A 12,574-nucleotide genomic window follows, 5' to 3' on the forward strand; every position below is an offset into this window, starting at 1 on the left:
CCCCCTAGGAGCGGTGGCCGCCCGCGCGGTCCAGGCGTCGCTGGAGGCGTTCGATGTCGGCCCGGATGCCCTGGCGGTGCGGGTCGTCCTCCAGGGCGTCCAATGCCGTACGGGCCCGGCCCAGCTCCCAGCGGGCCTCGGAGTGCCGGGCGAGCCGGGCGTAATCGGCGGCGAGGTCGAGATGGAGCGCGGGCAGCAGCGCCCGCAGCTCGGTCCGGCCGGCCTCCGCGTGGCCCCGGCTGCCCTGAGCCGCACTCAGCGCCCGCAGGTCCCAGCGCAGTTCCTCCAAAGGGCTGTCCTGGGTGTCGGCCAGATAGTGCGCGAGCGTGCAGCGGTGATAGGCGTCGGCGCGCGGGCCGAGCTCCTGCCACAGGGCGGTCATCCGCCGGCGGGCCTCCTCGCGGTCGCCGCCGCGGTGCAGCATGACGGCCTGTCCGATCCTGGTCAGGACGCCGTGCCCGGCCGTCGCCCCGTGCCGCCTCTGTGCCACTGCGCTCTCCCGCGTCCGTACGCCGCCTCACCGCCTGCTCCCCCGACGCTAACCGCGCCCGCGGCACCCGGCACGGCGAGCCGCCCGGACGGCCCCGAGCCGCCCGCGACCCGCCGGAACCGCACCCACGACCGGCGAGGCCCCGCTCAGCCGAGGCCTTACTCGGTACGGGCCTCAGCTCGGCCGAGCTCGCACCCGGTACGGACCCCGACTCGGCCGAGCTCGCACCCAGTACGGGCGCCGGCTCACCCAAGACCGCACCCGCTACGGGCCCCGGCTCGGCCGAGCCCGCATCCAGTACATTCCCCGGCTCAGCCAAGGCCGCCCCCGATACGGGCCCTGGCTCGGCCAGCACCGCCCCTGGTCACCCGGTACAGGCCCGGCTCAGCCAGGACCGCCCCCGGTCACCCGGTACAGGCCCGACTCAGCCCAGGTCGGGAATGCGCCAGTCGATCGGCGTGTGCCCCTGGGCCGCGACCGCGTCGTTTATCTGCGTGAAGGGGCGCGAGCCGAAGAACTTCTTCGCGGACAGCGGCGACGGGTGCGCACCCTGCACGACCACGTGCCGCTGCCCGTCGATCAGCGGCAGCTTCTTCTTCGCGTAGTTCCCCCACAGCACGAACACCGCCGGGTCGGGCCGGCTCGCCACCGCCCTGATCACCGCGTCGGTGAACTTCTCCCAGCCCTTGCCCTTGTGGGAGTTGGCCTCACCGGCCCGCACGGTCAGTACGGCGTTCAACAGGAGCACGCCCTGCTGGGCCCAGGGCATCAGATAGCCGTTGTCGGGGATCGGAGTGCCGAGCTCGTCGTGCATCTCCTTGAAGATGTTGCGCAGGGAGGGCGGGGTCCTGACGCCGGGGCGCACCGAGAAGCACAGGCCGTGGCCCTGGCCCGCGCCGTGGTACGGATCCTGGCCGAGGACGAGCACCTTCACCTGGTCGTACGGCGTGGCGTCCAGCGCGGCGAAGACCTCCTCGCGCGGCGGGTAGACGGGCCCCCGGGCGCGCTCCTCCTCGACGAAGGCCGTCAGCTCCTGGAAATAGGGCTTGGTCAGCTCCTCGCCGAGTACGCCGCGCCAGGACTCGGGCAGCATGTCGGGCATCACGTCAACGACCTCCGGGTGGGTTCCGCATCTCTCACTGGAGAACCTACCGGCGACCACTGACAACGCCCCCCGCCGGGCCCCCGGCCTGTGGATAACCCGCCAAAGCCGGGAACAGAACTGCCGGTGGCGGCGGCCCCTCGGACCACCGCCACCGGCAGCAGAACTCACTCCGCGCCCGGCGGAGCGCAACGTACGGGCCCTCAGACCCCGACGTTCAGACCCCGACGTTCAGACCCCGGCGTTCAGGAAGCGCCCGCCGTCGATGACGAGGTTCTGCCCGGTGATCCAGCCGGCGTCGTCGGACAGCAGGAACGCCGCGGCGCCGCCGATGTCCTGCGGTACGCCCAGCCGCGCCATCGGGTACTGCGCCGCCGCCTCCGCCTCGCGGTCCTCGTACAGCGCGGCCGCGAACTTCGTCTTGATCACGGCGGGCGAGATGGAGTTCACCCGCACGACGGGCGCGAACTCGTGCGCGAGCTGCTGCGTGAGGTTGATCATCGCGGCCTTGCTCATGCCGTACGCGCCGATGAACGGCGAGGCCGAGACGCCCGCGATGGAGGCGATGTTGACGATCGCCCCGCCGTTGTCCTTCTGCCACGCCTTCCACGTCTGCTGGGCGAAGCCGAGCGCGGAGACCACGTTGGTCTCGTAGACCTTGCGGGCGACCGCGAGGTCCATCTCGGCCATCGGCCCGAACACCGGGTTCGTACCGGCGTTGTTGACGAGGTAGTCGACCCGGCCGAAGGCTTCCATGGCCTGCTCGACGGCGGCCGCCTGGTGGGCCTCGTCGTGCGCCTTCCCGGCCACGCCGATCACCCGGTCGGCGCCGAGCTTCTCGACGGCCTCCTTGAGGGCTTCCTCGTTGCGGCCGGTGATCACGGCGCGGTGGCCGCGCGCGAGCACGGCCTCGGCGACGCCGTACCCAATGCCGCGGCTGGCGCCCGTGATGAGGGTGACCTTGGCGTTGGCGTTGTCCTGCTCAGTCATGTGTGGTTTCCCGATCCTTGGCGTCGGTGGCGTCGATGGCGGCGGTGGGCGGTACCGGTCGGCCGGCGCCGCGTCAGTTGAGCGGGCCGCCGGCCACGTACATGACCTGGCCGGAGACGAAGCCGGCCTGCTCGCCGGTGAAGAAGGCGATGGCGTTGGCGATGTCCTCGGGCCTGCCGACGCGCTGGACGGGGATCTGGGTGGCGGCCGCGGCCTGGAAGTCCTCGAAGCCCATGCCGACCCGCTCGGCGGTCGCCGCGGTCATGTCGGTGACGATGAAGCCGGGGGCGACCGAGTTGGCGGTGATGCCGAACTTGCCGAGCTCCTTGGCGAGGGTCTTGGTGAAGCCCTGCAGGCCGGCCTTGGCGGCCGAGTAGTTGACCTGGCCGCGGTTGCCGAGCGCGGAGCTGGAGGAGAGGTTGACGATCCGGCCGAACTTGGCGTCCACCATGTGCTTCTGGCAGGCGCGGGACATCAGGAACGCGCCGCGCAGGTGCACATTCATGACCGTGTCCCAGTCGCTGTCGCTCATCTTGAACAGCAGGTTGTCGCGGAGCACGCCGGCGTTGTTGACCAGCACGGTCGGCGCACCCAGCTCGTCGGCGACGCGCGCGACGGCGGCCTCCACCTGCGCCGAGTCCGACACGTCGCAGCCCACGGCGATGGCCTTGCCGCCGGCCGCGGTGATCTTCTCGACGGTGTCCTTGCAGGCCGCCTCGTCCAGGTCGAGTACGGCGACGGCGCGGCCCTCGGCGGCCAGGCGCACGGCGGTGGCGGCGCCGATGCCGCGGGCGGCGCCGGTCACGATGGCTACGCGCTGCTCGGTGGTGGACATGCGGGGTTCTCCTCACCTCGAAAGCGGCTCACCGCTTCCGGAAGGCGGGTGAGCAACCGCTTAGTCGCTTCAGCAGAGCTGACGCTAGAAGCCGGGGCACTCCGTGTCAACGCCCCACAGCCCGCCGTTACACACCTCACCTGCGGCATCGAACGCCCACGGGCGAACACGCACAGCCCCGCGCCCGCCCGCACTCCCCCGTATGCGCGCCGCCATCGCCCCCTTATGCGCATCACCGCCGCCCCCGTGTGCGCATCACCGTCATCACCGCACCAACAGGTCCAGCAGTCGCTCCGCCTCCTTGGCGGGGTCGGCCGTCAGCCCGGTGTGCACGGGTCCCGGCTGCACGATCGTGCTGCGCGGCGCGATCAGCCAGCGGAAACGCCGGCCCACGTCGTCCCCCGCCGCCTGCCCGGCCCGCTCGCCGCCATGGCAGATTCCCTCGACGGCGCTCAGCGCCGCCCGTACGCCCTCCACGTCCACCGAAGGGTCCAGGGCCCGCAGCCGCGCCTCGTCCAGATGCGTACGCGCCTCCACGAAGCGCCGCGCGTGGCAGTAGACGACCACGCCCGCGTTGATCATCTCGCCGCGCTCGACCCGGGGCACGACCCGCAGCAGCGCGTACTCGAAGACGTCCCGTCCGTTGTGCAGTCCGCTCACTTCACTGCCCTCCGCGAAAGCCTGCCGGCCAGCCAGCCCGGCGCCTGCGAAGGCTTGTCCTCCGTGCGCTCACCGATCCTGATGTGGTCACTGATCACTCCGGCCCGTGCCAGCAGCGTCTTCACGTACGCCCGCCGTACTTCCTCGGCCGAATCGAACCCCGGCTCGTCCACCAGCCACTCGTCCGGCACATCCGCGACGACCTCGGTCAGCAGCTCCTCGGTCACCCGGGGCGCGAACTCCTCGGCCGCGGCCGCCACGTCCGGCCCGAACGTCGCCAGCACGTGATCGGAGGCGTCGTACGGCTTCAGCGCCGCCTTCTCCGCGCCCGCCCAGTTGTGCTGCCAGATCATCGTCGCACCGTGGTCGATGAGCCACAGCTCCCCGTGCCACACGAGCAGGTTCGGATTGCGCCAGGACCGGTCGACGTTGTTGATCAGCGCGTCGAACCACACCACGCGCCCGGCCTCGCGTGCACTCACCTCAAAGGCGAGCGGATCGAACCCCAGCGACCCGGGCAGGTAATCCATGCCCAGGTTCAGCCCCCCACTGGCCTTCAGCAGCTCCTGCACCTCCTGATCGGGCTCACCCAGCCCGATCACGGGATCCAGCTGCATCCGCACCAGCTCCGGCACCCGCAGCCCCAGCCGCCGCCCCAACTGCCCGCAGACAACCTCGGCAACAAGCGTCTTCCGCCCCTGCCCAGCACCGGTGAACTTCATGACATAAGTACCGAGGTCGTCCCCTTCAACGATCCCGGGGAGCGACCCACCCTCCCTCAAGGGAGTCACATAACGAGTCGCAATGACTTCTGTAAGCATTTGCCCAGGCTATCGGGCCTTCCCGCCTCCCCAGTGACTTTGGAACCACGATGGGCCGCCAAGCGTCCCCGCAGCCGCAGGTGCGTCGAGCGGCGCATTGCCGGAGGCAGGGCCGGTCGATGTCAGACTGCCGTGATGGACCTCCTCGATGGCAACCCGGTCGAAGCCGACAGCCTGAAGGCGCTCGCACTCACCAACTTCGGGCACTTCACCTCGCTGCGCGTCGACGACGGGCTGGTCAAAGGCCTGTCCCTGCACCTCGACCGCCTCGTCCGTGACTGCCGGACGGTGTTCGACGTGGAGTTGGACCGTGCCCGCGTCCTCTCGTATGTGAGACACGCCGCGGCGCGACAGGAGGGAACATTCATCGTCCGCGTGACGGTCTTCGACCCGGCGTTGGGGATGGCGCACCCCGGCGCCGACGCTCGGCCACAGGTCCTGGTCACCTGCCGACCGGTGGCGCACAGTCAGCCTCCTCTGCGCGTTTCGACGAGGGCATATCAGCGGGACATGCCGGAGGTGAAACACACCGGTCTTTTCGGTCAGTTGGCTGTCCGGCGTGCCGCGCAACGGGCGGGCTACGACGATGTACTGTTCACCGATCCGAAGACCGGGGTCATCTCCGAGGGCGGAACGTGGAACGTCGGCTTCGTCGATGACCAGGAACGTGTGGTGTGGCCCGAAGCCCGCGTGCTGCCGGGCGTGACCATGCATTTGCTGCAGGAGGTGCACGCATCGGTGAGCCGTCCTGTCACTCCCGACGACGTGCCGCAGATGCGCGCAGCATTCGCCGCCAACACGTCGGTCGGCGTCCGCCCCCTCTCCGCCATCGGTGACGTCCCGCTGGACGCGAAGCATCCCGTACTCGCCGACCTGAGGCAGCGGTACGAGAAGATTCCGGGAGACCGCGTCTGACACCGGAGGAGGCCGGGCCGGACGCGGACCCGGTGCTCAGTAGCCAGGGCCGGAGCGTCTCCGGTCGGTCGTGCGCGGCCCGTACGGGGCGCGCTCCAGCCACTCACCGAGGCGCGGGACCCAGGGCGCCAGGCGTCCGGCGGTTTCGAGTTTCGCCCGGGCGAGTTTCCCGGCAGGCCGCAGGTGTGAGAGGGCCGCACCGACCGCCGCACTGTTGTCGACAGCGGCGGCACGACGGTCACGCGCGTACGCTTCCACAGCGGCGCGCCCCCGTTCCGCGGATACCGCCGACAGAGCGAGCGCGAGCGCCGTGGCCGCAGCGTCGGCGTCGGCGATGCCGCTGTTCATCCCTCGCGCTCCGAACGGAGGGAAAAGGTGCGCCGCTTCGCCGGCCAGCAGGACACGGCCGGTGCCGTCGGTGAACCGGTCGGCCAGTACCTGCAGGAAGCGGTACTGGGAGACCCACATCAGGTCGCCGATCACCTCCGGGCAGCCGATCATCCTGGGCAGCCACCGCTGGAGCACATCCCGGTCGGTGAACTTCTCGACCGGGTCGTCCTCCTTGCACTGCAGGTCGACCTGGAATCCGCCCGTGAAAGGCACCGTCAGCACATGGCGGCCGCCCGCTCGCGGGTGTGCATAGTGCAACTCGCGGACCGCCGGCCGCTTTCGTGAACCGTCGGCCACATCGATGACGACGTGGAAGCCTTCGGCCCGGCTGCCGCCGAACTCGATGCCGGCGCAACGCCGGACCGCGGACCGCGCACCGTCGGCGGCAACGACGTACCGTGCCGTCCACTGTCGTCCGTCGGTGGCAGTGACCTGCACGGCCTCCGAGGAGGCGGCGACAGCACGGACTTCGGCGTTCCACTCGATGCGGGCGCCCGCGGATTCCGCGGCATCGCGGAGGAAGCGCTCGGTGTCGATCTGCCGCAGACTGGTGAACGGCGGCAGGCCGGGACCCGAAGCCGGTGGGTAGGTGCGTGCGTAGACCTCGCGCCCCCGGTAGAGGGTACGGCGGGCGTGCCAGACCGTTCCGTAGTCTGCCACTTCGCGCCCGAGGCCGGGGTGGGCCTGCTCCAGCAACCGCAGTGACGTGCGGTGCATGTACAGGGCACGGCTGCCCGGGCGCTGGGCGTCGCGAGGCCGGGCCTCCAGCACCGTCACCGGAATGTCCAGCGCGCGGAGCGCCAGTGCGGCGGCGAGGCCGACCGGGCCGGCCCCGACCACGAGGACGGGGGTGTCACGGGTGGCAGGGGGCGACTGTTCGTCCAGGTTCATCGGGTGCCTCCTCGGCCGCTGCGGGAAAGCCGGGTGGGCCGACGGGCCGCCACACGCGCGGCGCGAGCGCGCAGCTGTGCCTTGGCGGCCTTGCCCACGCCGGTCCTCGGCAGTTCCTCCAGTGCTTCCCAGCGGTCGGGTATTTTGTAGTCGGCGACGCCGCGCTCGTGCAGGAAGCCGGCCAGTTCCCCGAAGGCGCCCTCCCGTTGTCGCCCGCGGAACACCACGAAGGCGCAGGTGCGTTCGCCGAGCAGCGCATCCGGGGCGGCGACCACGCCGACATCGCGCACATCGGGATGTGCCAGCAGGTGGCCCTCCACCTCATCGGCCGACACCTTCTCGCCGCCGCGGTTGATGACGTCCTTCACCCTGCCCCGGACGATGAGGTGACCGGTCGGCGTGCGGCTGGCGAGGTCTCCGGTGATGAAGAAGCCGTCCTGGGTGAAGTCGCGTGCGTTGTGTTCGTCGGCACGGTAGTACCCCCGGAGGGTGTAGGGGCCGCGTACCAGGAGCAGCCCGGTCTCGCCCTCCGCTACGTCTCGGCCCGCGCTGTCGACCAGCCGCACCTCGTCATCGGGGGACAGCGGACGGCCCTGGGTACGGGTGACGATGTCTTCGGAGTCGCCGGGGGCCGTCTGGGCGAGGAGCCCCTCCGCCATGCCGAAGGACTGCTGCAGAACACAGCCGAACCGCTCCAGCATGCGGCGGGCCGCGACTGCTTCGAAGCGCGCTCCGCCGACCTGGAGCAGTTCCAGGCTGGACAGGTCGTACCGGGTGGTCGCCGCGGCATCCGTCCACACCAGTGCCAGTGGCGGCACCAGAGCGGAAACCGTGATCCGCTCCCGCTCGATGAGGGGGAAGGCGAGGTCGGGGTTGCCGCTGTCGGCGAGCACCACCTTCCCGCCGGCGCGCAGTGCGCCGAGGATGCCGGGGCAGCCGAAGGCGTAGTTGTGTGCCGCCGGCAGCACGGCCAGGTACGACGTGTCCTGGGTGAAGCGGGCGTTGTCGGCGCTCAGCCGGACGTTGTAAGCGTAGTCGCGGTGAGTGCGCGGGATCAGCTTCGGCAGACCGGTGGTGCCACCGGAGAGGAGGAAGAACGCGACGTCGCCGGGTTCGGGTTCGGGTTCGGGCAGTCGGCACGGTTCGACGTACAGCTCGCCGAGTCCCGTGAAGCGGCCCGGCCGGCCTGCCACCACCACCTCACGCAGGGAAGGCACCTCGGCCAGAACCCGCTCGGCGATCTTCCGGAAATCCGTCCCCTGGTGCTCATCGGGGATGACGTACGCGGTGGCCTCAGCGTATGTGCACAGATAACTGATCTCGGAGTGGCGGTGTGCGGGGAGCGCGAAGACCGGCAGGGCGCCGAGCCGGAAGAGCGCGAAGACCACCGCGACGAACTCGGCCGTGTTGGGAAGGTGGACGACGACGCGGTCGCCCGGCCCCAAGCCGAGGTTGCGGAAGCCTGCGGCCAAGCGGTCGGCGCGCTCGTCCAACTCCCGGTACGTCCACCGCTGCTCGCCGTCCACCAGGGCGGTCCGCTTGTCGTGCTGCCGCGCCCAGTCGCGCAGCAGTCCACCCAGACTCCGGGCTTCCCAATACCCCTTGGCAACGTATCGAGAGACGAATTCGTCTGGCCATTCCACACAACCCGCAAGCACTGACTCTCCTCTTCTCAGGGACACCCCGATGCACTTTCGCCAGCACCGGAAAGGGATTTTTCCGGTGCCGTCATGGCGTGCTGCGCACGACGCTCCACGCCTCCTCTCCGGGAGATTTCCCGAATCGGAAGCAGTCTGTCACGCCGTCGCCACTGCCCTGCTGGAACAGCATTTCCTCGACAGTGATCCGATAGCCTCCCCAGTAACCCGGGCGGGGTATCAACTGGCCGCTGAACCGGTCGGCGAAATCCGCTGCGGCCGTGACGGCGGCGGCCCGGGAGTGCCCTTCTTCCTGCATTCCCTCCGCCCAAACGGCCAACTGCTCCCGCTCCGTGAGCCGCCCGAAGAACGCATCCGAGTCGACTGCGGGCAGGCGGGCACAGCGGCCGGCGGCCAGCACGCTGCGTCGGCGCTCCGACCAGTCGAAGGCCAATGTCACCTCGGGGCAGGCGGCGAGCGCGGCTCCGATCCTGCCACGGTGGTGCAGGAAGCAGGCGAACCCGCCGGGCAGCGGCACCACGCGGGTGCACCACACCGCCGGTCGGGCGCCGCCCCCCGCGGTGGCCAACACGGCACGCACGCCCTGTACTCCTCGGTCACGAGGAATTTCTGCGTACCAGGAAGAATAGAGCTCGAAGGGGTCCCTGGGCAGCTCTTCATCGATTATCGGCACACCTCTGGACCGGTTTCCCGCAAGACCACCCGGCGCGCTCATCACATCACCTCGTCAACCCGTGAAACAGCGAAAAGCGGTATGACACACACAACGACTCCTGGGATCTTATCGGTTCGGGGTGTTGCCCTATGGCGACCGTACGGTACATTCTCTGGCCAGCGCCCCAGCAGTTCTCCATGACTTCCAGCACGGGGAAGGGAATTCTTGTCCATGGACTCGACAGCGTCCCAGGTGGCCCGGCAATTGCTGAACCAGCACGAAGGGATATCCGGTAGAACCACGTTCCGGCTGCTCGGCCGGGACTGGGACCTGCTGCCCGGCGTTTACGCACCCCACCTGACCCGCTCCGCCGCGCTGTACGCCGAGTGGATCCCCTACCCCGTCGGCGGCTCCTTCTGCGAGATCGGGTCCGGCACCGGCTATCTGGCGGTGACCGCCGCACTGCGTGGCTGCCGCCTGGTGCACGCCACCGACATCACCTCTGCCGCGGCCGAGAACATGGCCCTCAACGCGCGGCGCCACGGTGTTGCCGACCGGCTCTCGGTCCATCGGGGCGACCTGTTCGCAGCACTGCCGGCGGGCGAGCGCTACGACGTCGTCTTCTGGAACTCCAACTTCGTGGAGGACCCGGGCGAAGGGCCGAGCGCCCCCGCGGGCGGCGATCTGCGACTCGCCTTCTACGATCCCGACTACCGTGCGCACGACGCCTATCTGCGCGACGCCCCCGCGAGGCTCGCACCCGGTGGCCGACTGCTGCTGGGGTTCACCAGCCTCGGCAACACGGCCAAGCTGACGGAGTTGGCCCAGCAGTACGGCTGGCGCCCGCGACTGCTGCGTGCCGTCGGTTACGACTCGCCGTTCGGCGAGCGGATCCACTACCAGCTCGTCGAGTTCCTTCCGGCCCAGGGCCGTTGACCCGCCGCACTCCCCCACGCGCTGGAAGGAACCGCCATGAACATCGCCACCGAGCTCGCAGTCCGCGCCACACGTCATGGCTGGCGTGACAGGCCGGCGTACCTCACCGCATCCGACCGCGTCAGCCATGGCCAGGTGCACGACCTCGCCGCCCGTGCCGCCCAGGTCCTCGCCGGGCTCGGAGTGGAACCAGGCCGACGCGTGCTGCTGGCCATGCCTGACGGGCCCGAATGGATCATCACTTTCCTCGCGGCCGCCCGCCTGGGGGCGGTTCCGGTCCTCACCAACCCCGCTCTGCCCGCCGCGGACCACGCCCACCTGGTCCAGGAGTGCGAGGTGGCGCTGATCGTGGCGGAGGAACCTGTGCTGTCGCGATTCGCCGGCCGGACGACGATCGAGGCCGGACATCTCATGGCGCGGGCGGCGACGGCCTCCGTGGCGCGCGCGCACCCCGTTCCGCCGGACGCACCGTTGTACATCCAGTACACCTCCGGCACGACCGGCAGGCCCGCCGGCGTGGTGCACCGCCATGGCGATCTCGCACACCACCACCGTGCGGTGGCCCGCCACATGCTCCGCATCCGGGCGACCGACGTCAGCCTGTCCGTCTCGAAACTCTTCTTCGCCTACGGCCTGGGCAACTCCCTCGTGTACCCGCTGTACACCGGCTCGGCAGCGGTGCTGCTCGCGGACCGTCCCTCGCCCGCCCGCATCGAGGAGCTGGCCGACCGGTTCGCGGTCACCGTGCTGCATGCCGTGCCCTCCGCGCTGGCGCATCTGACGGCCGAGGCCTCCCCCGAGGCGTTCGACCGGGTCCGGGTCGCCGTCTCGGCCGGGGAGCCGCTGCGCTCCTCTCTGGCCGACAAGGCCCGTCGACTGCTCGGCGCGCCGGTACTGGACGAGCTGGGGTCCACGGAGGTCGGCGGCGCATTCTGCGCCCAGACGCTCGCACACGCCGTGCCCGGCACCGTGGGAAAGGCACTCCCCGGCTTCCGGGTGGAAGTGAGGGACGCCCAGAACCGGCGAGTCACCACCCCCGGTGTCGAGGGTGACCTGTGGGCATCCGGGCCGACGCTCATGGCGGGCTATCTCCAGCAGCCCGCGCGCACGGCCGATGTGCTGCGGGACGGCTGGCTGCGCACGGGGGACCGGGCGGCGCTGGACGAGCACGGGAACGTCCTGCACGCCGGACGGGCCGACGACCTTGAGATGGTCGGCGGCATCACCGTGTCCCCGTTGGAGATCGAGCGGGTGCTGGACGACCACGCCGCCGTACGCGAGTCCGCCGTGGCCGCAGTGCCGGACCAACGCGGTGCGACCAAGCTGCGGGCGTTCGTCGTCGCACTGGACCGGAGCGACCATGACGTGGTGGCCCGGGAGCTGCTCGCCGAGGCGCGGCAGCGGCTGGCGCCCTTCAAAGTACCTCGGTCGGTGGAGTTCGTTCCGGCCCTGCCCCGTACCGCCACCGGTAAGCTGCAGCGGTTCCTGCTGCGCACCGGCCGGCCGTAGGACCACCGTGGTCACACACCAGCCGAGGGATGCGAAACTTCTGCCATGAGCCCGCAGGATGTGCAACGCAATCGCGGGGGCCGGCCACCGCGTCTGGCCTTGAACGACATCGTCACTGTCAGCGAGAACATCGTGACGCACGAGGGTGTCCAGGCACTGACCATGCGACGCCTGGCCAAGGAGCTCGACACCTCTCCGATGGCCATGTACCGGCACGTGGCCGACAAGGACCAGCTGCTGGTGCTCGTCCTCGACCGGATCGTGGCCCGGATCGAACGGCCGGAGCTGCCCGAGGACCCCCGGCAGCGGCTCATCGTGCTGTGGTGCCTGCTGCACGGCGAGCTCAGCCGCCACCCCTGGGCCGTGGACGTCCTGGCCGCCGGGGACCTGATGGCGCCCTCGGTCCTGTGGCTGGTCGAGAGCATCCTCGGCGCGTTCGTCGACGCGGGTTTCGACCACCAGAAGGCCGCCACCGCCTACCGCGCCGTCTGGCACTACACCGTCGGTGAAATCATCGTGCGGACCTCGACGGACCGCCGTACCGCGGAGCTCGACCGTTCGCCGCTCTCCATCGTCATGGTGTCCGAGGTGGAGCAGGAGACCATGCCGCACCTCGCCCAACTGGCGAACGAGTGGACGGCCGCCCGCAAGGCCGACGCCTACGCGGTCGGCCTGGGCGCGCTGGTCGACGGGTTCATCGGCACCTCCGGCTGAGTGCGCGG

13 protein-coding genes are annotated in these 12,574 nt (G+C 70.4%); 4 read left to right on the forward strand and 9 right to left on the reverse strand.

Annotated features, from left to right (window positions below; translation table 11 throughout):
- Nucleotides 1–4: 4 nt before the first annotated feature.
- The 6 genes from ACZ4MH_RS02285 to ACZ4MH_RS02310 all read right to left on the reverse strand — a co-directional run bounded on the left by ACZ4MH_RS02285 (nt 5) and on the right by ACZ4MH_RS02310 (nt 4,898).
- Nucleotides 5–490: a hypothetical protein gene (locus ACZ4MH_RS02285; protein WP_351586933.1), complete on the reverse strand. Its 486-nt coding sequence runs from the start codon at nt 488–490 to the stop codon at nt 5–7.
- A gap of 424 nt (nt 491–914) precedes the next feature.
- On the reverse strand, nt 915–1,592 hold the full coding sequence (locus ACZ4MH_RS02290) for a uracil-DNA glycosylase (protein ID WP_030263453.1): 678 nt from the start codon (nt 1,590–1,592) through the stop codon (nt 915–917).
- Between the two features lie 231 nt (nt 1,593–1,823).
- Nucleotides 1,824–2,582, reverse strand: coding sequence for an SDR family oxidoreductase (locus ACZ4MH_RS02295; RefSeq protein WP_351586935.1), 759 nt, complete (start codon nt 2,580–2,582; stop codon nt 1,824–1,826).
- 73 nt (nt 2,583–2,655) lie between these two features.
- Nucleotides 2,656–3,417, reverse strand: coding sequence for a 3-oxoacyl-ACP reductase FabG (gene fabG, locus ACZ4MH_RS02300; protein ID WP_351586937.1), 762 nt, complete (start codon nt 3,415–3,417; stop codon nt 2,656–2,658).
- Between the two features lie 264 nt (nt 3,418–3,681).
- Entirely contained in the window at nt 3,682–4,077 is a 396-nt protein-coding gene (locus ACZ4MH_RS02305) for a DUF3037 domain-containing protein (RefSeq protein ID WP_351586939.1), read from the reverse strand.
- Nucleotides 4,074–4,898 (reverse strand): HipA family kinase, encoded by an 825-nt coding sequence (locus ACZ4MH_RS02310; RefSeq protein WP_351586941.1) that lies wholly within the window; start codon nt 4,896–4,898, stop codon nt 4,074–4,076. The genes ACZ4MH_RS02305 and ACZ4MH_RS02310 overlap by 4 nt, the downstream gene beginning before the upstream one ends.
- Before the next feature lie 135 nt (nt 4,899–5,033).
- Between ACZ4MH_RS02310 and ACZ4MH_RS02315 the strand changes: the two genes are divergently transcribed.
- Nucleotides 5,034–5,813 carry an aminotransferase class IV family protein gene (locus ACZ4MH_RS02315; RefSeq protein ID WP_351586943.1) on the forward strand — a complete coding sequence of 260 codons (780 nt, stop codon included), beginning with the start codon at nt 5,034–5,036 and terminating at the stop codon, nt 5,811–5,813.
- 36 nt (nt 5,814–5,849) lie between these two features.
- On the opposite strand, the gene ACZ4MH_RS02320 is transcribed toward ACZ4MH_RS02315, so the two are convergent.
- The 3 genes from ACZ4MH_RS02320 to ACZ4MH_RS02330 all read right to left on the reverse strand — a co-directional run bounded on the left by ACZ4MH_RS02320 (nt 5,850) and on the right by ACZ4MH_RS02330 (nt 9,272).
- Nucleotides 5,850–7,094 (reverse strand): FAD-dependent monooxygenase, encoded by a 1,245-nt coding sequence (locus tag ACZ4MH_RS02320; RefSeq protein WP_351586945.1) that lies wholly within the window; start codon nt 7,092–7,094, stop codon nt 5,850–5,852.
- Nucleotides 7,091–8,737, reverse strand: a complete 1,647-nt coding sequence (locus ACZ4MH_RS02325; RefSeq protein ID WP_351586947.1) for a (2,3-dihydroxybenzoyl)adenylate synthase — start codon at nt 8,735–8,737, stop codon at nt 7,091–7,093. Before ACZ4MH_RS02325 ends, ACZ4MH_RS02320 begins: the two co-directional genes overlap by 4 nt.
- Before the next feature lie 85 nt (nt 8,738–8,822).
- Nucleotides 8,823–9,272, reverse strand: a complete 450-nt coding sequence (locus ACZ4MH_RS02330; RefSeq protein ID WP_351586949.1) for a hypothetical protein — start codon at nt 9,270–9,272, stop codon at nt 8,823–8,825.
- 366 nt (nt 9,273–9,638) lie between these two features.
- Here ACZ4MH_RS02330 and ACZ4MH_RS02335 point away from each other — a divergent pair, with 366 nt between their 5' ends.
- The 3 genes from ACZ4MH_RS02335 (at nt 9,639) to ACZ4MH_RS02345 (ending at nt 12,566) form a co-directional block, all read left to right on the forward strand.
- Nucleotides 9,639–10,343: a methyltransferase gene (locus ACZ4MH_RS02335; protein ID WP_351586951.1), complete on the forward strand. Its 705-nt coding sequence runs from the start codon at nt 9,639–9,641 to the stop codon at nt 10,341–10,343.
- 36 nt (nt 10,344–10,379) lie between these two features.
- The gene (locus tag ACZ4MH_RS02340; protein WP_351586953.1) at nt 10,380–11,852 is read left to right on the forward strand and encodes an AMP-binding protein; all 1,473 of its coding nucleotides are present in this window, start codon (nt 10,380–10,382) and stop codon (nt 11,850–11,852) included.
- Between the two features lie 99 nt (nt 11,853–11,951).
- Nucleotides 11,952–12,566: a TetR/AcrR family transcriptional regulator gene (locus tag ACZ4MH_RS02345; protein WP_351586955.1), complete on the forward strand. Its 615-nt coding sequence runs from the start codon at nt 11,952–11,954 to the stop codon at nt 12,564–12,566.
- Nucleotides 12,567–12,574 lie beyond the last annotated feature (8 nt).

The organism is Streptomyces sp. NPDC026301, from assembly GCF_055567935.1.